Below are 24,334 nucleotides of genomic sequence, written 5' to 3'. Positions count from 1 at the left end.
ATGCAGACTGTGGTACTAATTTGTTGAAAATAACAACAACTCAGAGGGGCAAAAATGGAAAGCTTCGAAGATTTACTGAACCTGTTGGAGCGTCCTGCAACGAAGAGCCGTGCGGTGAAACGTAAGTGGCGTGAAATCGAAGCAGTAAAAGAGCGTCAACGTCTGAAGCGCGAATTAGAAGACATTGACTGGACCATCGAACCTGAGTTGAACGATTTGGAATTTAGTTAAAAAAAGCCCCGGCCTTCTGGCCGGGGCTTTTTTAATTCCACAATTCAGGCCCTCAAACCATCGCTTAGGCGATGGTTTGTTTTAGTCATCTGCTAGACCTGCCAACGCACTGGCGTTTTACCTTGCTGAGTCAGCAAGTCATTGGCTTGGACAAAATGACCGCAACCTAAAAAGCCACGATGTGCTGACAGTGGAGATGGATGAGGCGCGGTCAGAATATGATGTTTCTGCTTATCCACCAGTTGGCCCTTTTTAATGGCGTGACTCCCCCAAAGCAAAAAAACAATGCCTTCGCCTTGGGCGCTGATAGCGCGGATCACCTGATCGGTAAACTGCTCCCAGCCTAACTGACGATGCGAATTGGCTTCATTCGCCACCACAGTCAATACCGTATTGAGTAATAAAACTCCCTGCTGTGCCCAACTCTCCAGGCAGCCGTGGTTGGGGTACTGAAAATCCGCATACTCCAGTTGCAGCTCTTTATAGATGTTGCGTAAAGAAGGAGGGATCGCCACACCTTCAGGCACAGAAAAGCTCAGACCATGCGCCTGATTCGGTCCGTGGTAAGGATCCTGGCCGATAATCACCACTTTTAACTGGTCAAAGGGGGTGTATTTAAAGGCATTGAAGACCATGGCTTCTGGCGGATAAATCACCTGCCCTGCGGCCCGTTGCTGCTTCAGATAATTGATGGTGTTGATAAAATAGGGCTGATTTTTCTCAGCCCCAATCACGTCTTGCCAGCTTAAACTCACGCTTATTTGTCCAATGCCAGTAATGCCTGGCGCAATTGTACATAATCAGCGTTCATCGACACAGCCAAACTTGCCTCACTGGCCACAGCGGCCAGCTCAGCAGGCAGCGCAATAGGACTGCCAAGAATGTTCTCCACCTGCTCTTTAAACTTGGCAGGATGCGCGGTGCCAAGGAAGATACCGTATTCACCCGGCTGCAGGCTGCGCTTCAGTGCTTTGTAAGCCACGGCTGCATGAGGCTCACTGACATAACCCAGGCTGGCGAGCTGACGCATTGACAACTGCGTGTCTTCTTCGTCCACCATCACAGCTTCCAGTTCGTCACGCCCGACCAGACCTTGTGCCAGCAGTGCTTCAACACGTGGCCAGTTATTCGGCGCACTGACATCCATCGCATTGGATAAGGTCGCGACGGTTTTATTCGGCGCCCACAGGCCGTCTTTCCAGTACCGCGGCACAGTGTCATTGGCATTGGTCGCCGCAATCAGCCGCTTAATGGGCAGGCCCAATACTTTGGCAATTAAACCTGCCGTCAGGTTACCAAAGTTCCCGCTTGGAACCGAAATCACCACCTGCTCCCGCTGATTGGCTGGTACCTGAGCCACAGCTTCAAAGTAGTAGCAGATTTGTGCAAACAACCGGCTGATATTGATGGAGTTCGCTGAATTGATATTCAGCTGTTGTACCAAAGCTTTATCATTAAACACTTCTTTGACCAACGCCTGGCAGGCGTCAAAATCGGCGTTCACTGCCAGGGTATGGATATTTTTGCCAAGAGTGGTAAATAATTTTTCCTGCAATGGGCTGATTTTTCCTTCCGGAAAAAGAATCACCACTTCGACCCCAGGTTGCTGATAAAACGCATGAGCTACCGCAGCGCCGGTATCTCCGGAAGTCGCGGTCACAATAGTGGTTTTGCGGACATTTTCAGCTTGCTGCGCTTTGACCAGCGCCTGCGCCATAAAACGACCACCGAAGTCTTTAAAGGCCAGCGTCGGGCCATGGAACAATTCCAGGCAAGCCACGTCATCAGTCACTGGGGCCAAAGGAGCTGGAAAAGCAAAAGCGGCTTCGACCATTTGCTGTACTTCTGCTGCTGTTAATTCATCCCCAATCAGGCTGGCCAGAATGTGGCTGCTGCGTTCCACAAACGACATATCCAACAAACGCGGTACGTCCAGCTGCGGCCACTGGGTCGGGAAGAACAAACCTTGCTGTTCACCCAGCCCAATGCGGACTGCCTGCAGAAAACTCACTTGTTGCGAAGGAACTTTAATATTACTTAATTGCATCTGCTTAATCCTGTGTCCTGATCCTGTAGCGCCCGTGCGCCTTGTTGCGCCAGACGGCAAACCACCGTCATGGCATCCTGATTCTTTGCATACTGTGTTTGCAGATAACTGGCGGCAAACTGTGCTTGTTGTTCATTGCGGCAGACAGCGAAAATAGTGGGCCCTGCACCAGAGATCCCGACATGCCCCACCCCTTCGGCCATTAAGGCGGCACGCAACGGTTCCAGTTCAGGCATTAAACTGCGCCGGGCTGGCTCTGCTACCAGGTCCTGCAATGCGGCCAGCGCATCCTGTTCGTCTCTGCTGTATAAGGCCGACACAAAACGGCTGAGCATACCGGCAAAGGCGATGCTGTGTTTCAGCGACAGCTGCTGGGGTAAGACAGCTCGAGCCGCTTTGGTTGACAGTACGGTGCCCGGATAACACAACACCACACGCCAGTGATCAAACCAGGGCAAAGACCGGCAAATCTGTGGGCTGTCCTGCAGCATCAGCTGCAGACCACCAAAAAAGGACGGTGCGACATTGTCGTAGTGCACCGAACCACTGACGCCACCTTCCAGCTCTGCCATCAATTGCAGTAAAACCTGGTCCGACAGCGGCCGGCCAAAGTGCTGGTTAAAGGCATATAAAGCCACCACAATGGAACAGGCGCTGGAACCCAAACCACTGCCGACAGGCAAGTGTTTAACCAGTTCCAGTCGCAAGCGTGGCAGAGTGCGACCTACCGCCTGCTCAAAAGCGTAAAAGCACTTGGCGACGAGGTTGTCATTCAAATCTGCTGGCAGCTGATGCACATAACGCCCTGATACACTCAGCTCCAACGCATCACCTTCTCCAAGGATCGCTAATTCGTCCCCCAGCGCCTGCCCGTCTGTTGGCTCAAAAGCCGCTCCCAATAAATCAAAACCAACCGACAGATTGCCGGTGGAGGCGGGCGCAAAATATCGACTCATCTCACATCTCCTGCTGCCAGGACAAAGTCCGCATTACATCACTGAACACACCGGCTGCAGTCACTGCGGCACCAGCCCCATATCCCCGTAAAACGAACGGGATCGGTTGGTAATAGCGGGTATGGATCGCCAGCGCATTTTCACCGTCTTTCACTTTGGCCAGCGGATGGTCCAAATCAAGCGCTTTAATCGCTACCTTACAGCGCCCATCACGGATTTCACCTATGTAGCGCAGCACCTGGCCATTGGCTTTGGCGGCGACCACTTTGTCGGCAAACAACGCGTCAAGCTGAGGCAGTTGGGCCATAAAATCAGGCACAGCTGTGCCTTCAGCAAAACCAGCTGGCAGTACACCTTCCACGTCCACATCGGCCAGGTCCAGCATCAGACCGGACTCCCGCGCCATGATAAGCAGCTTGCGTGCAACATCCATCCCCGATAAGTCGTCGCGTGGGTCTGGCTCTGTAAAGCCTAAATCACGCGCTTTCTGCGTCACGTCAGACAAACTGACACCCTGCTCCAGCAGACCAAAAATATACGACAGTGAACCTGACAAGATGCCCTCAAACGCCAGCAGTTCATCCCCTGCGTTAAACAACCCCTGTAACGTATCAATCACCGGCAAACCCGCGCCTACTGTGGTTTCATACAGGAAACGCCGTCTGTGCTGCTGGGCGACCTGACGCAGCTGGCGGTAATAGTCCAGCGAGCCGGTGTTGGCCTTTTTGTTTGGTGTCACCACATGGAAGCCGGCTTTCAGGAAATCCACATACAAACCAGCCACAGGCTCAGCACTGGAACAGTCAATTAACACTGGGTTGGTCAGGTGCTGCTCGGTGACAAACTGGCTCAGCTGCGCCACGCTAAACTGCGTTTTGGCACCCTGCATCTGCTGCTGCCACTGGCCCAATTCAATACCTTTCGGGTCCAATAACAACGCCTTGGAGTTAGCGATGCCATACACCGTCAGCCGCACATTACGCTGCTGCAAAAAGGCTTGCTGACGCTGAAACTGCGCCAATAACTCGCCACCGACCACACCACAGCCCACCAGAAAGACGTCAATGCTTGGCACATGGCTGAAGAAGTTTTCATGGCAGACTTTGACCGCGTCCTGACAGGCTTTTTGCTCCACCACTGCGGAGATGGAGCGTTCGCTGCTATCCTGTGCAATAGCCACCACGTTGACCCGAGCTTGGGCCAAAGAGGCAAAGAATTTAGCCGCCACACCACGGTGCTGACGCATGCCGTCGCCGACCAGACTGACAATCGCCATATCGGACTGGATATGCAAAGGCCGTAAAAGTTTATTCGCCAGTTCCAGTTCAAACTCCGCCATTAACGCCTGCTGGGCCACTTTCAGATCGGACTGCGTCACACAGAAACTGATAGAAAACTCAGACGAGGACTGAGTGATCAGGCTGACCGACACTTGCTCTCTGGCCATGGTGGCGAACACCCGGGAAGCCATGCCGACCACCCCTTTCAGACCTGGGCCAGACACAGTGATCAGCGCCAAGTGCTCCAGGCTGGAAATGCCTTTCACCAAGCTGTCACCGCTGCTGTGCTGGTCGATACAGGAGCCAGGCGCCGACGGGTTTAAGGTATTTTTGATGTAACAAGGAATTTGAAAACGCGCCAACGGGCCAATGGTTTTTGGATGCAGCACCTTTGCGCCAAAATAGGACAGTTCCATCGCTTCGTCGTACGACAAATGCGAAATCAGTTTGGCATTTTTTACCTGGCGCGGATCGGCACTGTAGACGCCATCCACATCAGTCCAGATTTCACAGACCGACGCTTTCACCGCTGCCGCCACTATGGCCGCTGAATAATCAGAGCCATTGCGGCCCAACAGGCAAAGCTCGCCTTGGGCGTTACTGGAAACAAACCCAGCCATCACATAAACCTGAGCCTGTTGTTTGGATAACGTCGCAGCAAAGCTCTGCTCAGAGGCACTGATGTCGGCTACCGCATTCAGATAATCGCCCTGGCTTTTTACCAGCGCGACTGAATCAAGCAGAACCGTTTGCAGCTGTTTTCCTTTCAGTAGCGCCGTCATCAAAGCCACACTGAATTGCTCGCCCATGCCCAGAATTTGCGCTTTGATATGATCCGGGCAATAGCCTAACAAACGAATGCCCTGCAGCCGCTCGGTCAAGCGCTCGTCCTGAACCGCCGCCAGTTCACGCACAGCCTGCAGTTGCTCGCTACTCGCCCGCAAGCCGGCGTCGTCAATCAACTGCGCCAGACGCTGACGCCATTGTTGCAACAGCGGCAGATAATCTGAACCCAAAAATGCCAGATCAGTCAGTTCCACCAGGGTATTGGTCACCCCTTGTGGCGCAGATAACACCAAGCCTACCGGCTCAGTGCCGATTTGGTTTGCCACGATATCGGCGACTTCGGCAAACCTGACCACAGAGGCCAGTGATGAACCGCCAAACTTCAGTACCCTCATGTTGCACTCCTTAATAAGCAAAAAGGCCCGAGACGGGGAGGTCTCGGGCCTTTTCTGAATGCAATACGCCGCCGACCTCCTACCCCGTGGGGCTGGTGGTTGTAATAATGGTGGTGGTATTGCGATTTTTTATTTTCATAAGTCCACTATGCGTGAACATTTAGACGTCTGTCAATCTAAATGTTTAGATCCTTTTTGTTTAAATACTGGTCAAGCCGCTATCAAAGCATAAAACCCTGTTGCGTCCGGAGCGTTTCGCCTGGTACAGCGCCTGGTCTGCCGCTGAGATCAATTGTTCAGCGGCTCGTTCGTCAAAATTCTGCAACACAGCGACCCCAATGCTCAAAGTGACCTGGATCTTATGTTGCTGGTAATGAAAGCTGGTATTGGCAATTTGCTGGCATAAGCGCTGCGCCACTTCAAAGGCGCCGGCTTTGTCGGTATTGGTCAGCACTATGCCAAACTCCTCGCCACCGTAGCGGCCAAACCAGTCGCTGTCACGCAGCAACTGCTTGACCTGAGCGGCCAGTTCCACCAGCACAAAGTCACCGCCCTGATGGCCATAACGGTCGTTGAGCTGTTTAAATCGGTCTAAGTCAAACAACAGCAGCGACAATGGCGTCTGATAACGCTCAGAGCGCTGAACTTCCAATTTCAGTTGCTGTTCCCAATAGCGCCGGTTCAAACATTGAGTCAAGCCATCAAGCCTGTTGCTTTGTTCCAGTTGCGCCATGGTCTGTTGCAAGTGCTGCTGGTACACAAAGGCATCTGTGGCGTCTTCAATCAGCAGACAGACGTACTTTCCACCTTGCGGATCAGACAAAGGCAGCATAGTGCAGTTTTGCGCCATGTAATGGCTACTGCCAGTGGCGGGACGTAAATGCGGCAGCTTCAGAATGTATTGGCGCTGCTCCCAGCTACTGAACGCGGGCGTTTGCAGACTGACGACCGTCTCGAATTTACGTCGCAACCAACTTTCGGGTAAATCGGTAAATACGTCAAACAACACTTTGTTTTTGACGTCCAGCAGCTGCAATTTGGCATGCCGTTCCAAAAAATGATTGATGTAGACCAGACGAAAGGCGGTATCAACCACCAATATCCCGCTGTTCAGCTGACTTAACACGGGGCCAAATAACCAGGATTCACTCATTAATACCGTTCCAGAATACGGTCCAGGGTTTGCTGCAGGCGCCCTACAGCCTCCCCTGGGATCAATAACAACATATCGCAATCAAAAGCGTAGTCCGTCAGTTGATAACGAATATCGACCTTCAGGGCCAACTCACAGTTCTGTAAAGAATAAAATAACGACTCACTGATCCCTGTGACAGGAGAGGCCACTGTTCGTGGTGCACTATACGACAATTGCTGCTGAATTTGCCCGGCCAGGCTATTCAGAAAGGTGCTGTTGAGGATGGTACTGATGTCCATCAGCATTTCCAGGTCTGAGCTGGTGCCTTGTTCGTAATCAAACAACTGAGCGAGGGTATGAGCACTTTCTTGCTGGAAAAGCAAAATCGCTTCGCCACGGATCCCTTCGGTACCCAGAAACCCCTGGCTGATTATCGCCAGCGCTTTGTGTTCAGCTTCCTGGAAAAACTGAATAGACAACTCGCTGGATTGAATAAATTCAATAGCCGGAACCTGTAAATGCACAAAGGTGCCAAGAAAACGGGCAAGTTTGTCACTGGCCAGCCCCATCGCCACATTCATCAGTTCCTGCAGGCAATCCTTTTGTTCTGCACTGAACATCGTCAGACCAACCCATATTGTTTGAGCAGGCCTGATAACTTGTCAGCGCTGACCGGCTTTTGCACAAAAGCCAAGGCGCCTAATTCGTTCACCCTGCGCTGCATTTCTGGCTGAATATCGGCAGACACCACCACCACAAAACAATCCAGCTGAAGCTGACGGATTTGCTCCAGCACTCCAATGCCATCAAGCTCCGGCATAGTCAGATCCAGAAACACCAGACCTATTTCTTGTTGTTGCAGAACTTCAAGCGCTTCGCGGCCATTTGCTGCAGAAAAGAATTCGGCATCCAAATCATCAGGCAGAGACTTTCTCACCTGTTTTCTTGCCAAAAGTGAATCATCACAAATCAGCACTGACAGTGCCATACTGCATTACTCCATACTCGTTCTTGTCATTTTCTCTGACTTGTTTTTCATTTTTATGAACTCAGTCCTACCTTAACTGAAAGTCGGTTATTTTGCCCACAGGATCACTGCGAAAATTTAATTTTTTCAGTGAATTGCCGTACTTTTGTTGCGAAAGGATCCGCAGTTGCCTAGTCTCACAGATATTTCTGAGCGCTGGTGTTTTCATTTTTGACAAACTTGTTTAAGTTAGTCACTGAGGACTGAACCGTATTTCCGTGCAAGGTAACCGGATGCAGCAAAAAAGTTTATCCCGCAAGCTGCTGACCAAAGTGCTGTCAGTGTATTTTATTCTGACTTTTGTCGTCACTTTGGGTCAGATTGTCGCGGAGTATTTCAATACCAAAGACCATATCAATGGCGAACTGGCCACCTTACAACAGACTTTTGCCGGCAGTCTGACCCGTGCCATCTGGGAGTTGAACACTCAGCAGGCCATGATTATTGCTGACGGCCTGCTGGCCATTCCAGCGATCGAAGGCATCATTGTGCGGGATGACAGCGGAGCTGTGATCACCCAACTCGGTCGGTATGTCGATATCAGTGAACGTTATGGCAACTCTCTGGTACAGGAAGGTGTGCGGCTGACTGAACAAAACTCAGGGCTTTTTGGCTACACCTTTCCACTCATTTTTGAATTCTCCGGCCGCGCTACCCAAGTCGGTGACGTGACCTTATTTTCCAGCCGTGCCGTGGTATTGGACCGGATCAAAATTGGCATCTATTTCCTGGTTGGCAATGCGGTGCTAAAAACCACCTTTTTGATTATCTTGTTTTTGCTTGCGTTTCGCAGCCAGTTGACCTTGCCGCTGAATGAGCTGACTCAACAAATTGAAGATTTGGAACTGGACCACCTGGAAGGAACCCGCGTCGAAATCCAGCACAACGAAAGCAACGAACTCTCGGTGATGGCCGATGCCTTCAATCGCCTGATTGCCCGGGTGCAGGACTACAAGTCTCAGCTTGAAAGCACACAAAAACAATTGCTGCAGTCCAATGAAAAACTCGATCAGCACAATTTATTATTGGAACAGGAGGTCGCCCGTAAAACCTCTGGCCTGAGCCAGGCCATGATGGACCTGCAACAACAGAAACAAGAGCTGGAAGTGAAACAGCAGGCGCTGCGTGAAGAAATCGAACGTCGCCGCCACAGTGAAGAAGCCTTGCGGCAAAAACAAGCGGAGCTGGAAAAGTCGGTTGACGATTTAAAGCAAGCTCAGGACCGCTTGGTGCAATCGGAAAAGATGGCGGCACTGGGCGGCTTTGTTGCCGGTATCACACATGAAGTAAATACTCCTGTAGGTATTGGGGTAACAGCAACCAGTTTCCTTGCCGAAAAACTGGCAACACTGGAAAGCCAATACAAGGATAAAACCCTGACACCAAAAATGCTGGAGCATTTTATTGAAGAGGCGAAACAAAGCAGTACTTTATTGCAGTCCAACCTGACCCGGGCATCTGAACTGATTGCCAGCTTTAAACAAATTGCGGTGGACCAGACCAGCGATGCACTACGCACCATTAATCTGGCCGACTATCTGAGTGAAGTGATCCGGTCATTGCAGCCAAACTTCAAAAAGACCCGACATCATATCGATGTGAATTGCCCGGAGAATATGATCCTGAGCTGCCCGGCCGGTGCGATTTCGCAGATTTTCACCAACCTGTTGATGAATTCACTGATCCATGGTTTTGAAGAGATGGATGAAGGTCATATCCGCATTACTGTGCTGGATGAAGGCTCAATGGTCGACATTACCTACTCAGATGATGGCCGGGGCCTGACACAGGATCAGCTGGAAAAGCTGTTTCATCCATTCTTTACCACCAAGCGGGACCAGGGTGGCAGTGGCTTGGGCACCCATATTACCTACAACCTGGTGCGTCAGACGCTCGGCGGCAGTATTCAGGTCAGCAGCGAACCTGGTCATGGTTTGAGCTACCACATCCGCTTTCCGAAAAATCTGAAACGCAATGCCTGAAACTGAGGACAACCTCAGCGTCAGGCTGCCGATTTTACGGCAAAAATACCCCTGAAAGCCTGACTGGCTCATGTATACTCTGGCCTTTGTTCAAAGCGTCAGAGTGAAGTTATGTGGTTTAAGAATTTACGTCTGTACAAAGTCAACGAAGCCATCAGTGGCGATCAGGAGCAACTGGAACGTCAGTTTGCCGAATTCAAATTCAGTCCATGCATGGCCCAGGAAGCAATGAAAATTGGCTTCACCAGCCCATTGCACCCTAGTTTCAAATCTTTTTGTCACCTGACATCCGACTTATTGTTAGTGGCCGTGAAACGCCAGGAAAAAGTCTTACCTGGCGCCGTCGTCCAGGAAGAACTGGAGCCGAAAATTGCGGCGGCAGAGCAGGAGAAAGGCCGGCCACTGAGCCGCAAAGAGAAGCAGGCATTAAAAGAAGAGCTGATCCAGGCCCTGCTGCCTCGCGCCTTCAGCCGTTCCAGTGTGACCCGCGCCTTGTATGACCGGGAACAACAGTGGTTGCTGGTCGACACCAGCAGTAGCTCAAAGGCAGAAGAAGTGCTGGCATTAATGCGAAAAGCACTGGGTTCACTACCTGCCCTGCCCCTGCTGGATAATCACAAACTCAATCAGCAACTGCATTTCTGGCTGCAAGGCAAAGAGCTGCCCGCTGGCTTCGAACTCGGTAACGAAGCAGAGCTGAAAGCGCCGGATGAAGAAGGTGCCAAAGTACGCTTCAGTAATCACTTGCTGAGCGCTGATGAAGTGCAGAGCCATCTGGAAGATAAGCTGGTGACCCGACTGGCTCTGGATCTGCCAGAGCAACTCAGTTTGCTGGTTTGTGAAGACAGCAGCATTAAACGGCTGAAATTCCATGAAGTGGTTTGTCAGCAGAATGATGAAATGGGCTGGGATGATTTAGCGGCACGACTGGACGCCGATTTGTTACTGATGCACCAGTTGTTGCGGGCGGCTTTAGAGCCCCTGCTGAAAAATCTGGAGCAATAACCCATGAAAAAAGGAGGCCACGCCTCCTTTTTTATTCACTTCAACTATGAGTGCCGCTTAGCTGAGTACAGCTTTGATTTCTTCTGACACACCACCAATTTCCGGTAACTTCATAAAATGCAGATCCGGCACCAAGCCACGTTCAACATAAGGCTGCAGCAGCGTGAAACGCTGGCCGTCGTCAGCCACAGTGCGGCTAATCACGCCAATGCGGACAAAATCAATGTAACCGGCTTCTGCCGACAGATAACTGGGGTTATTCCAATTCTGCACAATGTCCGGATAGGGTTCGGCAAAATCCCAGGCCCGCATAATGGCAGCACCTATTTGCCCCGTCAGGCTGTCCAATGCCTGATCTAAAAAGCGGGGATCACCAAAGACGGTCTGATACCGCTCTGCTTCGGTCAGAATAGGCAAAGCGCCAATCTGGTGCATCAGGCCAGCCAGTGTCATCACATCCAGATTCAAACCACAATAGCGGTTGTTTTCCATATAGAACTTCAGGCAAGCGATGGCCACACTGGTGACATAGACGCTGTCGCTCCATACCTGAGCCATCCGCTCTTTAATCTGTTCATGCTGGGAAATAAAAAGTTGCTCCATCGCCATCGCGGTAGCAATGTTTTTCACCTGACTGAACCCAATGCGGGTGACCGCCTGATTGAGTGACGTCACCCGAATAGAACGTCCCATAAAAGCGCTATTGGCAATTTTGATCATGCGGGCCGCCAGTGCCGGATCCTGGCCAATCACGTCCGTCATGGTTTGCAGCGTACTGTGCGCATCATCGGCAGTCCGGCGCACCTGTATAGCAATTTCAGGTAAGGTCGGTAACACCAACAAGTCCGTGCGGATTTTTTCAATCAGAATAGTAAGCAGGGCATTTTCAGCCGACATATCACATTTCCTCTGTACTGACTCAGATGACTACTCAGTACTTTTTTTCTGGTGCATTCAGGCCATCCAGTTTCTGCATCAGCCTGGCCAGTTCTATTTCATTGTAGGCTCTGGCCTGATGTTTCCCCCATACAGGGGCAGGCCACGCCAGATCCTCTTCATAACGGACTATATGGTGAACATGCAGTTGAGGAACCATATTGCCAAGGGCGGCAATATTAAGCTTTTTCGCCGAAAATTGCTCCCGTAAAAACGTCGCAAGATGTGCACTTTCGAACCAAAGTTGCTGCTGATCTGCTGCTGATAAATCAATAGTTTCGACTAACCCCGGTTGTCTTGGCACTAGGACAAACCACGGGTAATTGACATCATTCTGCACCCGGAGCTGGCACAAAGGCCAGTCTGCCAGCCACAGGCTGTCTCTGTTCAATTCTGCAGCAAGAATAAATTCGTCAGGCATCCTGAGGAGCTCCTGTTGTCGCCAGTATGCTGGCAATCTGATGATGTAATAGGTCGAGCAATGGACGTGCTTCCTGAAACTGCTTTTGTTTTAAGACATGTTCAAGCTGTGCCGTTATTTCAGTCAGTTCAGGGAAACCCATACTGCCGGCACTACCTTTGATACTGTGCGCTTCGTACTCCAGTCGTTCCCAATTCTTTTGAGTCCAGAATAGTTCAAGCTGTTGTTCCAGTTGAGGCAACTGCTCTCTGAATTGCTGTTTGAGTTGCAGGATCACCGGGTCTTGTTCCAGCTGATTTTTTAACTGCTGCAAATCATCCACTACTGTAGTGTTCGACAGCTGTTGGATCAACCGGACAAAGTCATGATGCACAATAGGTTTAGCCAATACTGCCTGACAGCCTGCCTTCAGATAACGGGCTTTATCTTCCGCCATCACATTGGCGGTCAGGGCGATCACCGGTATGGTGCAGCCCGCATGGCGCAGCAGAATGGTAGCTTCTTCGCCGCCCATTTTCGGCATCTGCATATCCATCAACACTAAATCGAAATGCTCAGATAAAATGCGCTCTACCGCTTTATGACCGTTATCAACGATTTCACACTGCAGCCCCATTTTCTGTAGCATCAGTTGGATCAACAGCTGATTGTCTGGGTTATCCTCAGCAACCAACAACCGCAAGGAACCAAGGTCAATCTGAATTTCAGGTTCAGGCACCTCAGCAATGACCCGACAGAACTCAGACACCAGACTCAGATGCATATGCTCGCAGTTCATTCGTATTTCAAAACAACTGCCGACACCTTTCACGCTTTCGACCAAAATGTCACCATGCATTTGTTGCATTAAACTTTTGGAAATACAAAGCCCTAGCCCGCTACCACCAAAATGCCTGGTCACAGCAGCGTCAGCCTGGACAAAGGGCTGGAACAGCCGGTTCATTTCCTGCTGAGTCATGCCTATTCCAGTATCCCGCACCCGGATAGATAGCTGCTCCTGCGGCAACAAATAACTGACACTCATCACAACCTTGCCTTGCCGGGTAAACTTAATGGCATTACTGGTCAGGTTCAGCAATACCTGACGAAATCTCAGCGTATCCACATTCAGCCGTTCAGGCAGCGGGAAGTTCAGCTGCAACTCCGCTTCCAAACCTTTTTGTTCTGCCTGTTGCTTAACCAGCTGGAAAATATCGTCCAGCAAAGGGGCTAACGCACAGGATTCGGTCAGTAACTCCAGCTTATCTGCCTCAATTTTTGACAGATCCAGCACATCATTAATAAGCGCCAACAGATGATCACCACTGCTGCGCACCCGCTGCAGATAGTCACGCTGGCGTTGTGTATCTGCTTCATGCAATGCCTGCTCACTGAAACCGAGAATAGCAGTCAACGGGGTACGGATTTCGTGGCTCATATTGGCCAAAAACGCGCTTTTGAGCTGACTGGCCTGTTCTGCGACTTCCCTGGCTTGTACCAGCTGATGATTGGTTTCCTCCAGCTGAACATTGGCTTTGGCCAAATCCTGGGTCCGGCTAATCACCTTATCTTCCAGCTGCTGTTGGTAGGCCCGCTCACGCTCACGATACACCCGCAGCTGTCTGACCATCACATTAAAAGCCGCAAACATGTCTCCCATCTCATCCTGCTTTTGCACCGGCAGCAATACCGTTAAATCGCCTCTGCCCACCGTCGTTTTCGCATTGGTCAGCTGCTGTATCGGAGTCAAAATAAACCGGGCCAGTACGTAATAGAAAAACAGCGGCAACCCGATGATAAAAAACAGGCTGAAGATGGCCAGCAACAGCGGCTTTGAACCCACCTGCTCCTGCACCAGCTCTGGAGTCAGGCCCAGCAGCAATTGATAAGGACCATCCAAACCAACACCCGTCACGTACATATGCTGACCAAGCAGCAGGCTTTGTTCATATTCTGAATGGCCTATGCTTTGCTGCAGCTGCTGAAAATTAGCGGGACCAAACACACTGCCAATCAATAACGGGTTTTCCGCAAAAGCGATATTGGCGGAATTGCTGATAAAGAGCGGCACCTGATGAGGTGATTTCAGCTGTAACAGCACCTGACGAAACAGATTGGGTTTGACCACCAAAACCAGGTAACCCCAAACCTTTTTGATGTCATGACCGCTGTAGCGGCTCTGATACAACTTTTGCGCAACAAACAGATTAATTTGATCCGAGCCATAATCCGTCGACAGGAAAAAGCTTTGGTCACCTATCATCGATTGCAGTGAAGAGAAATATTGATTGCGTAACCTGTTGGCATCTTTGAGTTGCAGATCAAGCGGCAGGCGAAGCTGATAATCCCCATTCAGGCGGACAAACTTCACACCAGCAATATCGGGATTCATTGCCCGGAACAGCTCAAACATGTCAATGACAGCGGGCTCGCTTTTTGTATCGCCGGCCAGGTACTGGCTGACAACAGGCTGCTGACTTAACAACACCAGCGCATCCTGATAATGCTTTAAACCAACTGACCAATGTTGCCTGGCGGCGTTCAGCTGTTTTTGGCTTTGAGCAAAGAGTTGCTGTTCGTAGTAATGACTGCTGTAGTGGTAAGACAAATACCCAAGTAATAACAAAGGCACGACCATCACTGGCAGCATATACACCACTAATGTTTCGCGTAACCTCATGAATACCTAGGGCTGTTCAACCGTTGTCCTGAATTAAGACCACCAGCATACAAAGAGCATCACCGAACTACAAGCAATTAAGTCCTTTGCAGAGTCGTCATCTGAGGTGACAAACCCTGGCTGTTTTTGCCTCGCAGTTCCATATGACCCAGCCCAAGAGTCTTGCCTTAGGAAAATACGAATTTTGCGACAAAAACGGCGGTCAGCAACCAGACGCTGATACTGGTTTGTGACCAACGTCCGGTTAAGGCACAAAGCACTGTGTAACTGATAAAGCCCATGCCAATACCATCGGCAATGGAAAAGGTCAGCGGCATCATCACCAGAACCACCACCACAGGCACGGCTTCTGTGATCTCCTCCCAGTGCACATGCTGCAGGCTGCTGAGCATTAATGTCGCGACATAAAACAGAGCGCCGGCTGTCGCATAAGGCGGCACCATAGCCGCTAACGGCGATAACCAAAGCGCCGCCAGAAAACACAAGCCTGTGACGACAGCTGTCAGGCCGGTCCGACCACCTGCAGCAACACCGGCGGTACTTTCGACGTAGCTGGTCGTGGTTGAGGTGCCCAACAAAGAGCCGGCGATGGTAGCCGAGCTGTCGGCCAGTAAAGCTTTATCCAGCTGAGAAATTTGGCCATTGGCTTTCATCAGGCCAGCTCTTTGGCTGACAGCCACCAAGGTGCCAGAGGTATCAAACAAGTCCAGAAACAACAAACTAAGAATTACCGGGATCATTGCCCACTGCAGGGCTGCAGCAAAATCCAGTTGAAGCAATGTAGGCGCCAGACTGGGTGGTAGTGAGAGCATTCCATGAAACTCGGTATCACCGCGAGCCAGACCAATCAAACTGATCAGGACAATACTGATAAAGACCGCGGCATGTTGTTTGCGGTGAGCCAAGGCAAAAATCAGAAAAAAGCCCAAGATAGCCAGCAGTACTTTCGGATCATGCAGGTCGCCTAATGTCACCAGAGTGGCTGGGCTTGCCACTATCACTGCCGCTGTCTTTAACGCGATCAGCGCGAGGAACATGCCAATACCTGCGGCAATGCCCATCTTCAGTGCAAATGGGATGCTTTGAATAATCCATTCACGGATCCGGAAAATACTCAGCAACAAAAACAACACGCCGGAGCAGAACACAGCTGCCAATGCCGTCTGCCAGGCGTAGCCCTGCTCCAGCACTATCACGTACGTAAAAAATGCATTTAGCCCCATACCCGGCGCTAAAGCGACAGGAAGATTTGCCAATAACCCCATCAAGACCGAACCAAATGCGGCTGCCAGGCACGTAGCCACAAATACAGCACCTGCATCCATACCGGTTTGTGCCAACATGCTTGGGTTCACAAACAGGATGTAACTCATGGCCATAAAGGTAGTCAGTCCCGCTACCAGCTCCTTTTTCACAGAGCTTTGGCGTTCACTGATCCGAAACCAAGTATCCAGCAAAGTGTGCATTTAACTTTCTCAATATCTTCAGAGGGCTATAGCATAGCAGCCTGCGGAGTAGCTGCTGTAACAGAAAGACAAAACCCGAAGCTGAGCTCCGGGTTTTTGCAGGTTGTGTTTAGCGGCAGTACAACGCAGCGAGGGCCTGCACTGGCGCCGCAGAGGGTTTGCTGTGTTGCCAGTCACCACCATCCACACCGCTGCCAGCGATATCAATATGGCAGTAGGGTAAAGGCGTTTCGCTGGCCAGCGCATGCTGGTCTAAACCTGCGGCCGCCACCAAAAATGCCATCGGGAACTGATGACCTCGAGGTGTCACAGAAGACGGCGCATTGTTACAGCTTAAAATGTCATCGGCACAACTCCGCCCTTTAATAAAGCTGAAGTCTTCGCGGCGACTGCGTGAAATTTCACTTGGATCCGCCCACAGATCCCCCAGCTCAGCCAACTGTGCAGATAACTGCTGTTGACGGGCAACCCCGTTTTCAACCAAAGCACTGTAAGGACCAACCGCCCGGGCCGCATGGCCGGTTAAGGTGGCAATAGAATACAGCACCGGATTGACTGCTGATTTCGCATCCTCACGTAAATGAGACAACAAATCGGCCAGTACCAAACGGCCTTCAGCGTCTGTGTTGCCAATGCGTACCCGCACACCGGCATGGCTTTGGATAATTTCATCCGGTACAAAGGCATCCGCACCGATGCTGTTACGCACAGCACCAATTTCCGCGATCACTTTCAGGCCTTTTGGCTTCAATAAGGCCACAGTTTTTAAGAAACCAGCTACAGCAGCGGCACCGCCTTTGTCGCGGCTCATACCAGCCATAGCGCCACCTGTTTTCAGGTCAGCGCCACCTGTGTCATACACCAGACCTTTGCCTGCAAAAAGCAAAGTTTGCTCCACCGGGCCATCACCCTGGTATTCCAGCCGGATAACGGCCGGTTTATGCCGCTCAACCTGCAGTGAACAACGGGCGACCGCCATCAGTAACGGGTAGTCCTGGTTCAGCTTCATCACATCCCGTTCCACACTGACAGAGACCGGAGTGCCAGCAAAAGCCTCTGTGCAATAGTCAGCAAAACGACGGGGCGCCATCCGCTCTGGTTCGGTTCCACATAAGTCACGGGCCAGACGTTTACCAGCTTCGACAGCATTCAGGTAGTCTGCATCTGCATCACTAATGCCGACCACACCTACTTGTTGCACAGGCTCGACCTTGGTTTCACCCAAGGCTTCACGACCTTCCAGAGGCTGCCACAGCGCCTGACATGCACCTAAGTAAGCAACCGCTTTAGCTTGCTGATATACAGGGCTCTGCGGAGCCAACACCAGCAATAACGGCGAACGGGCGCCTGCAGATTTCGCCTGGCTGATCCCTTGTTTCGCGGCGTCGGCAAAAGCACGGACATCGTCATAGTCACGGTTCAACGGCCCCGTCGCACTGAGGATCAGTCGCTGCCCAGGAGCAACCTCCGTCAGGCAGAGCACAGCTTCTTTGCCAATACGTTGGTCAATTTGTTGAAACTGAGAGACGGCGGCCTGTAACGAAGCTGAAGGCAATGCAGTAAAGTCTTCAGCCACGATCAGCAATGCGTCCCAACGCGGGTCAGAAAGTGCAGCGGTCAGATCGGCAACCGCCACTGAAATTGGAAATGCCATATTGATTTACCCTGTGAATAAAAAGACCTGCAAAGGCAGGCCATTTAAAACAACACCGAAGGCTTTGTTCAAACCAGAAAACCTGCTCAGTGTCAGATAATTTTATTCTGCTGCCACTGCTGTTCTTTGCGTAAGCGTTCTTTGCGGCGCTCACACGGCGTATCACAGTCACAGGCTTTTTCTATCCCTAAAGCGCCTAAGCCACCACAGCTACCTGCTATGGTTTTTTGTTGCAGTATATAACCCACTGCCATCGCAAGGATAACGACCAGCAGCACCACAAAAGTCAGAATATAAACTTCCATACCACACCTGAAGGGAATTAAATAACTGGCGGCAGTGTAGCACAGTTGAGCCTGCTGATCTGCCGCAATTGCCAGTATCGAAAGTGATAGCTCTGGCACATAAAACAAAAGCCAGCTCGAGGCTGGCTTTTGCAAGTTGCTTTGGCTTAACCGCCGAAGTCGTCCAACAAAATGTTGTCGTCTTCTACGCCTAAATCTTTCAGCATATTGATCACGGCTTTGTTCATCATTGGAGGACCACACATATAGAACTCACAATCTTCCGGAGCTTTATGGTTCTTCAGGTAATTCTCATAAATCACGTTGTGAATGAAGCCGGTGTAACCAGTCCAGTTATCTTCAGGTTGAGGATCGGACAAGGCCACATGCCACTGGAAGTTTTCGTTTTCAGCTTGCAACATGTCGAAATCTTCCACGTAGAACATTTCACGTTTGGAACGGGCACCGTACCAGAAGGTGATCTTACGTTTTGATTTCAGACGACGCAGCTGGTCGAAAATATGTGAACGCATTGGCGCCATACCAGCACCACCACCGATAAACACCATTTCAGCTTCAGTGTCTTTGGCGAAGAATTCACCAAATGGACCAGAAATAGTCACTTTATCACCTGCTTTCAAGCTCCAGATGTACGAAGACATCTTGCCGCACGGCAGGGTCAGGTTGTTTGGCGGCGGCGTAGCAATACGCACGTTCAGCATGATAATGCCTTCTTCTTCCGGATAGTTGGCCATAGAGTAAGCACGAATAGTCGGCTCATCCACTTTCGATTCCAGAGTGAAGAATTTAAAGCGTTCCCAGTCACCACGGTATTGTTCAGGAATATCGTAATCCGCATACTTCACATGATGAGCAGGGGCCTCGATCTGAATATAGCCACCAGCACGGAACGGAACCGATTCACCATCCGGAATACCCAGCTTCAGTTCTTTAATAAAAGTGGCTTTGTTATCGTTAGAAATAACAGTACAAGCCCACTTCTTGATACCGAATATTTCCGGTTCCACTTCGATGTCCATGTCGGTCTTTACACTGACCTGACAGGCCAGACGGCAACCTTCACGGCGTTCGCCTTTGTTCAGGTGACCCATTTCAACAGGTAATACATCGCCACCGCCAGCATGGACGTGCACACGGCATTGACCGCATGAACCGCCACCACCACAGGCTGATGACAGGAAGATACCTCTGTCGGCCAGAGCGCCAAGTAATTTGCCGCCGGCTTTGGTTTTGAGCGCCAGACTCGGATCACCATTAATGTTGATGGTAATGTCACCTGCAGAAACCAGTTTGGCTTTGGCTGCCAGGATCATGATAACCAGGGCAACAACCAGCAGGGTGAACATTCCAACGCCAAGATATATCTCTTGCATTGATCTTTCCTTTTACAGCAATTACTTACAGCGATACGCCAGAGAAGGACATAAAACCCAATCCCATCAGGCCTACCATGATAAAACGTGAACCCAAACCACGCAGACCCGCAGGGATATCTGCATACTTCAGTTTTTCACTGACAGCTGCCATCAGGGTAATAGCCATAGTCCAGCCAATACCGCTACCTAAACCAAACACCACACTTTCACCGAAGGCATAATCACGCTCAACCATAAAGGCCACAGCACCGAAAATTGCACAGTTTACTGTGATCAGTGGTAAGAAAATCCCTAAGGCGTTGTAAAGCGCTGGCACGTACTTGTCGAGGAACATCTCAACAATCTGTACTAATGCAGCGATGACACCGATATAAGTAATGAAACCAAGGAAGCTTAAATCGGCTTCTGGTAAACCCGCCCAGGTTAAAGCACCAGGTGCCAGCAGATTGTGATATACCAGTTGGTTGACTGGTACTGACAGTGCCAGTACGAAGGTTACCGCAATACCTAAGCTGAAAGCCGTTTTAATCTGCTTAGAGACGGCAATAAAGGTACACATCCCCAAGAAGAAAGATAACGCCAGGTTGTCAATGAAGACAGCGCGAACGAATAAACTTAAATAATGTTCCATGTCAGCCCCTCTTACTTCTCTTGCTGTTCAGGGCGGAATGTCCGCAGAACCCAGATAAACAGGCCGATGATGAAGAATGCACTTGGAGGCATCAACAACAGACCCATTGGCTGATACCAGCCACCAGCACTGATCAAAGGCAGGATCTCTACACCGAACACAGTACCTGAACCGAACAGTTCACGAATAAAGGCAACGATCAGCAATAACACTGTGTAGCCTAAACCGTTACCTATACCGTCCAGGAAGCTCATCAGTGGAGGACTCTTCATGGCATAAGCTTCGGCACGGCCCATCACGATACAGTTGGTGATAATCAGACCAACGAAAACTGACAGCTCTTTCGCCACGTTGTAAGCAAAGGCTTTCAGGACCTGATCAACAACAATGACCAATGAAGCAATAATGGTCATCTGCACGATAATCCGCACACTCGAAGGAATGTGATTACGGATCATAGAGATAAACATGCTGGAGAAAGCTGTTACCAAAGTCAGGGCAATACCCATAACTAAGGCTTTATCCAATTTAGTGGTTACGGCCAGAGCTGAACAAATACCGAGAACCTGTAAGGCAATTGGGTTGTTCGCAAAAACCGGACCAAAGACTAAGGTCTTAATTTCTTTTGCACTAGCCATTGTTTAATGCTCCATCACGAACTTTCGCCAGGAATGGGGCAAAGCCCTTGGCACCAGTCCAGAAATCAAAAGTATGTTGCACGCCGTTACTGGTCAGAGTGGCACCAGATAAACCATCCACTTCAGAAGCTGAAGCTGGGTTTGCATTACCTGGTTTCAGTACTTTGATCGCAGGCTGGCCTGCATCATCTAACAGTTTCTTACCGACAAATTGAGCAACCCATTTTGGATTCTGAACTTCACCACCTAACCCCGGAGTTTCGCCGTGTTCGTAGTAGTTAAGACCCTTAATGGTATTGCCGTCTTTGTCTAACGCCAGAAACGCATGCATGGTTGACCATAAGCCATAGCCATGGATAGGCAGAACAATGGCTGACAGTTCGCCCGATTCAACACCGTTGTTATAAGCAAAGTACACAGGAGCGATATTGGCGCGCGACTTAATAGACGCAAGGTCATCAGCACCATCCAGCTTCACACTGCTGGCTGGGTCTTTCATCGCTTTGCGGTATTCATAACCAGCTGGCTTTTCCACAAATTCACCGGTATTCAGGTCCACATAACGTTCCTGAATATGTTTGCTGTACAGCTCTTTGACATTAGTGCCAGACAACAGGCCTGTTGCGACCAGAATGTTTTTCTGCGAATCCAGTACCTTATTTTCGGCTTGTTTCGGACGCAGCTGTACAGCTGCAGTCGCTACAAAAATAGCGCAAACCAGACACAGGGCAATCACAACAAAAAAGGTTTTGCCGATAGAATCGTTATTGCTAGACATTACGAGCAAGCCTCCGTTTGATGTTCGCCTGAGCAACCATGTAATCGAATAAAGGAGCAAACAGGTTAGCGAACAGAATCGCCAACATCATGCCCTCAGGATAGGCAGGGTTCACCACACGGATCATCACAACCATAAAGCCAATCAGAATGCCGTATGCCCATTTACCTTTGTCGGTAAAAGACGCGGAAACTGGGTCAGTTGCCATAAAGAACATACCGATGGCGAATCCACCTAACACGATATGCCAGTACCAAGGCATTGCAAACATCGGGTTAGTTGCAGAACCGATCAGGTTAAACATGGTTGCAAAGACGATAGTACCCATCATCACACCAGCAACAATGCGCCATGAAGCAATACGGAAGTAAATAAGCGCCAGGCCACCAATCATCAGTGCCAGGAAAGAGGTTTCACCGACAGAACCTGGGATAAAACCGTAGAAAGCGTCCCACCACTGTGCATTCAGTGACCAATCAGAAACCTGACCATTGGCCGCGTTGGATAACCAGGTTGCACCTGCATAACCATCAGCCACAGTCCATACTTTGTCCCCAGAGATCTGAGCCGGGTAAGCAAAGAACAGGAAAGCACGGCCAGCCAGAGCTGGGTTTAAGAAGTTACGACCAGTGCCACCAAACACTTCCTTCGCGACAACCACACCAAAGGTAATACCTAAAGCAGCTTGCCAAAGCGGAATAGAAGCAGGCAGGATTAGTGCAAACAGAATAGAAGTAACAAAGAAGCCTTCGTTTACTTCGTGCTTGCGGATAGACGCAAACAGAACTTCCCAGAAGCCGCCGACCAGGAACACTGTGGCATAAATGGGCAGGAACCAGCAGGCGCCATACCACATTTTGCTGCCCCAGCCAGAATCAGCAGAGAGTTCCCCACCGAATGCCTGGAATAACCCGACCTGCCAGGTATCCGGCATACCAAAACCAGCCTGCAGTGCCAGAACGGACTGATGACCGATATTGAACATACCGAAGAACAGTGCAGGGAATAACATTAACCAAACGAAAATCATGATCCGTTTCAGGTCGATACTGTCACGTACGTGAGTACCGGTTTTGTTTACCAGACCCGGGGTATACAGAATAGTAGCCACCGCTTCATACAGGGCATACCACTTCTCGTATTTGCCGCCTTTTTCAAACTGCGGCTCAATAGATTCTAAAAAATGCTTCAGACTCATTATATGCCTTCCTTCTGGATGCTGGTCAGGCAGCTACGCAGTGCTGTGGCATAGTCGTATTTGCCAGGGCAGACGAAGCTGCACAGAGCCAGGTCTTCTTCATCCAGTTCCAAACAACCCAAGGCGACTGCCTCGTCCACATCACCAACCAGCAGGTCGCGTAACAGCAGCGTCGGCAGAATATCCAATGGCATCACACGCTCATAGTTACCGATTGGTACCATGGCACGGTCTGAGCCGTTGGTGGTGGTTGTCATGTTGAACAGCCGTTTTGGATTTAAATGAGCTAAATAAGCGCGGGTAATAGAGAATTTGTCTGAACCAGGCATAGCCCAGCCGATAAATTCTTTTTCATACCCTTCAGCCAGCACAGACACCTGAACGTGGTAACGGCCAATGTAACCGTGCACGCCCATCGCTTTGGCCCCAGACAATACTGAACCTGAAATCACACGGTTCTGACCTTCAGCCAGTTCACCTTGGGTCAGTTCAGCTAATGAAGCGCCAAGCACAGTGCTGATTAAACGCGGGTTCTTCACGACCGGACCACCTAAAGACACCACGCGGCTGCTATCCAGCTGACCAGTGGCAAACAAGTGACCAATCGCAATAACATCCTGGTAGCCGATGTGCCACACCACTTTGGTGTAACTGGCAGCATCAAGGAAGTGAATATGGGTACCGACTAAACCAGCTGGATGCGGACCGTCAAATTCGGCCACGTCAACAGCAGGCACTGACGGGACTGAGCTACCGGCTTTTTTACACAGATAGACTTTGCTGCTCAGTTTTGACAGCACAGTCAGACCACGACTGAAGTCTTCTGTACGGCGGGCAATGATCAGTGCCGGATCAGCAGCCAATGGATTGGTATCCATCGCAGTGACGAAAATAGCACGGGCTTCACTGTCAACCGCTGGGACAGCGCTGAAAGGACGGGTGCGCAGAGCTGCCCACAAACCAGACTGTTGCAAGTTCTTACGAACCTGTTCTGCAGTCAGGTTAGCCAGCTGAGCTGCATCGTATTGGTCAAAGCTAATGGCGTCATCGCCGTCGGCTTCAATCACCACCGATTGCAGTACACGTTTGGCACCACGGTTGATCTCTTTTACTGTACCGGCGACAGCTGCGGTAAATAAAACGCCAGGGTTTTTCTTGTCTTCGAAAAGCGCCTGACCTTTTTTCACGCGATCCCCAACCTCAACCAGCATTGTGGGACGCATACCGACATACTCTTCGCCAAGTACAGCGACATGTTTGATGGACGGACCATCATGGATTTCTTGTTTAGGACTGCCCGCGAGGGGAATGTCCAATCCTTTTTTGATTTTTATCATACGTACTTGCACTACTTTAACGGAAAGAAACTGGGCCTGGTTTTTCGGCTGCTTGCCTTCGCAGCGCATCCTGTAACAGTGATGACTGTGC

22 protein-coding genes are annotated in these 24,334 nt (G+C 50.4%); 3 read left to right on the top strand and 19 right to left on the bottom strand.

The window, feature by feature from the left end; genetic code table 11:
* The first annotated feature begins 54 nt into the window (after positions 1 to 54).
* Positions 55 to 231 (top strand): DUF3545 family protein, encoded by a 177-nt coding sequence (locus tag ACFO3I_RS09300; protein ID WP_337843246.1) that lies wholly within the window; start codon positions 55 to 57, stop codon positions 229 to 231.
* Between the two features lie 92 nt (positions 232 to 323).
* On the opposite strand, the gene ung is transcribed toward ACFO3I_RS09300, so the two are convergent.
* The 7 genes from ung to ACFO3I_RS09265 all read right to left on the bottom strand — a co-directional run bounded on the left by ung (position 324) and on the right by ACFO3I_RS09265 (position 7,818).
* Positions 324 to 986: a uracil-DNA glycosylase gene (ung, locus tag ACFO3I_RS09295; protein WP_377333621.1), complete on the bottom strand. Its 663-nt coding sequence runs from the start codon at positions 984 to 986 to the stop codon at positions 324 to 326.
* Between the two features lie 2 nt (positions 987 to 988).
* The gene (gene thrC / locus ACFO3I_RS09290) at positions 989 to 2,278 is read right to left on the bottom strand and encodes a threonine synthase (RefSeq protein WP_377333619.1); all 1,290 of its coding nucleotides are present in this window, start codon (positions 2,276 to 2,278) and stop codon (positions 989 to 991) included.
* Positions 2,269 to 3,234 carry a homoserine kinase gene (thrB, locus tag ACFO3I_RS09285; protein WP_377333617.1) on the bottom strand — a complete coding sequence of 322 codons (966 nt, stop codon included), beginning with the start codon at positions 3,232 to 3,234 and terminating at the stop codon, positions 2,269 to 2,271. The genes thrC and thrB overlap by 10 nt, the downstream gene beginning before the upstream one ends.
* A gap of 1 nt (position 3,235) precedes the next feature.
* Positions 3,236 to 5,695 (bottom strand): bifunctional aspartate kinase/homoserine dehydrogenase I, encoded by a 2,460-nt coding sequence (gene thrA / locus ACFO3I_RS09280; RefSeq protein WP_377333615.1) that lies wholly within the window; start codon positions 5,693 to 5,695, stop codon positions 3,236 to 3,238.
* Between the two features lie 199 nt (positions 5,696 to 5,894).
* Positions 5,895 to 6,848: a sensor domain-containing diguanylate cyclase gene (locus tag ACFO3I_RS09275; protein ID WP_377333613.1), complete on the bottom strand. Its 954-nt coding sequence runs from the start codon at positions 6,846 to 6,848 to the stop codon at positions 5,895 to 5,897.
* Positions 6,848 to 7,450: a chemotaxis protein gene (locus ACFO3I_RS09270; protein ID WP_377333611.1), complete on the bottom strand. Its 603-nt coding sequence runs from the start codon at positions 7,448 to 7,450 to the stop codon at positions 6,848 to 6,850. Before ACFO3I_RS09270 ends, ACFO3I_RS09275 begins: the two co-directional genes overlap by 1 nt.
* Positions 7,451 to 7,452: 2 nt before the next feature.
* A complete protein-coding gene (locus ACFO3I_RS09265) occupies positions 7,453 to 7,818 on the bottom strand; it encodes a response regulator (RefSeq protein ID WP_377333610.1) in 366 nt (121 codons plus the stop codon).
* Positions 7,819 to 8,090: 272 nt separating this feature from the next.
* Between ACFO3I_RS09265 and ACFO3I_RS09260 the strand changes: the two genes are divergently transcribed.
* Both ACFO3I_RS09260 and ACFO3I_RS09255 read left to right on the top strand, forming a co-directional pair.
* Positions 8,091 to 9,839, top strand: coding sequence for a sensor histidine kinase (locus ACFO3I_RS09260; RefSeq protein WP_377333609.1), 1,749 nt, complete (start codon positions 8,091 to 8,093; stop codon positions 9,837 to 9,839).
* A 111-nt stretch (positions 9,840 to 9,950) separates the two neighbouring features.
* The gene (locus tag ACFO3I_RS09255; protein ID WP_377333607.1) at positions 9,951 to 10,844 is read left to right on the top strand and encodes a recombination-associated protein RdgC; all 894 of its coding nucleotides are present in this window, start codon (positions 9,951 to 9,953) and stop codon (positions 10,842 to 10,844) included.
* A 57-nt stretch (positions 10,845 to 10,901) separates the two neighbouring features.
* Here ACFO3I_RS09255 and ACFO3I_RS09250 read toward each other — a convergent pair whose 3' ends face one another.
* The 12 genes from ACFO3I_RS09250 to ACFO3I_RS09195 all read right to left on the bottom strand — a co-directional run bounded on the left by ACFO3I_RS09250 (position 10,902) and on the right by ACFO3I_RS09195 (position 24,243).
* Positions 10,902 to 11,741, bottom strand: a complete 840-nt coding sequence (locus ACFO3I_RS09250) for an HDOD domain-containing protein (RefSeq protein ID WP_377333605.1) — start codon at positions 11,739 to 11,741, stop codon at positions 10,902 to 10,904.
* A gap of 34 nt (positions 11,742 to 11,775) precedes the next feature.
* The gene (locus ACFO3I_RS09245) at positions 11,776 to 12,201 is read right to left on the bottom strand and encodes an HIT domain-containing protein (protein WP_377333604.1); all 426 of its coding nucleotides are present in this window, start codon (positions 12,199 to 12,201) and stop codon (positions 11,776 to 11,778) included.
* On the bottom strand, positions 12,194 to 14,860 hold the full coding sequence (locus tag ACFO3I_RS09240; protein WP_377333602.1) for a hybrid sensor histidine kinase/response regulator: 2,667 nt from the start codon (positions 14,858 to 14,860) through the stop codon (positions 12,194 to 12,196). The genes ACFO3I_RS09245 and ACFO3I_RS09240 overlap by 8 nt, the downstream gene beginning before the upstream one ends.
* A 167-nt stretch (positions 14,861 to 15,027) precedes the next feature.
* Positions 15,028 to 16,326 (bottom strand): NCS2 family permease, encoded by a 1,299-nt coding sequence (locus tag ACFO3I_RS09235; RefSeq protein ID WP_377333600.1) that lies wholly within the window; start codon positions 16,324 to 16,326, stop codon positions 15,028 to 15,030.
* Positions 16,327 to 16,435: 109 nt separating this feature from the next.
* Positions 16,436 to 17,980: a M17 family metallopeptidase gene (locus ACFO3I_RS09230; RefSeq protein ID WP_377333598.1), complete on the bottom strand. Its 1,545-nt coding sequence runs from the start codon at positions 17,978 to 17,980 to the stop codon at positions 16,436 to 16,438.
* 92 nt (positions 17,981 to 18,072) lie between these two features.
* A complete protein-coding gene (gene nqrM, locus ACFO3I_RS09225; RefSeq protein WP_377333596.1) occupies positions 18,073 to 18,285 on the bottom strand; it encodes a (Na+)-NQR maturation NqrM in 213 nt (70 codons plus the stop codon).
* A 146-nt stretch (positions 18,286 to 18,431) separates the two neighbouring features.
* The gene (gene nqrF / locus ACFO3I_RS09220) at positions 18,432 to 19,658 is read right to left on the bottom strand and encodes an NADH:ubiquinone reductase (Na(+)-transporting) subunit F (RefSeq protein WP_377333594.1); all 1,227 of its coding nucleotides are present in this window, start codon (positions 19,656 to 19,658) and stop codon (positions 18,432 to 18,434) included.
* 25 nt (positions 19,659 to 19,683) lie between these two features.
* The gene (gene nqrE / locus ACFO3I_RS09215) at positions 19,684 to 20,292 is read right to left on the bottom strand and encodes an NADH:ubiquinone reductase (Na(+)-transporting) subunit E (protein WP_377333592.1); all 609 of its coding nucleotides are present in this window, start codon (positions 20,290 to 20,292) and stop codon (positions 19,684 to 19,686) included.
* An 11-nt stretch (positions 20,293 to 20,303) separates the two neighbouring features.
* Entirely contained in the window at positions 20,304 to 20,930 is a 627-nt protein-coding gene (locus tag ACFO3I_RS09210; protein ID WP_377333591.1) for an NADH:ubiquinone reductase (Na(+)-transporting) subunit D, read from the bottom strand.
* On the bottom strand, positions 20,923 to 21,708 hold the full coding sequence (locus ACFO3I_RS09205; RefSeq protein WP_377333589.1) for a Na(+)-translocating NADH-quinone reductase subunit C: 786 nt from the start codon (positions 21,706 to 21,708) through the stop codon (positions 20,923 to 20,925). Before ACFO3I_RS09205 ends, ACFO3I_RS09210 begins: the two co-directional genes overlap by 8 nt.
* Entirely contained in the window at positions 21,701 to 22,906 is a 1,206-nt protein-coding gene (locus ACFO3I_RS09200) for an NADH:ubiquinone reductase (Na(+)-transporting) subunit B (protein WP_377333587.1), read from the bottom strand. The genes ACFO3I_RS09205 and ACFO3I_RS09200 overlap by 8 nt, the downstream gene beginning before the upstream one ends.
* Positions 22,906 to 24,243, bottom strand: coding sequence for a Na(+)-translocating NADH-quinone reductase subunit A (locus tag ACFO3I_RS09195; protein WP_377333585.1), 1,338 nt, complete (start codon positions 24,241 to 24,243; stop codon positions 22,906 to 22,908). The genes ACFO3I_RS09200 and ACFO3I_RS09195 overlap by 1 nt, the downstream gene beginning before the upstream one ends.
* Positions 24,244 to 24,334 lie beyond the last annotated feature (91 nt).

Origin of the sequence: Rheinheimera marina, from assembly GCF_042654345.1 — a bacterium.
Taxonomy (GTDB): Bacteria; Pseudomonadota; Gammaproteobacteria; order Enterobacterales; family Alteromonadaceae; genus Pararheinheimera; species Pararheinheimera marina.
This window is presented reverse-complemented; position numbering and strand designations above follow the sequence as displayed.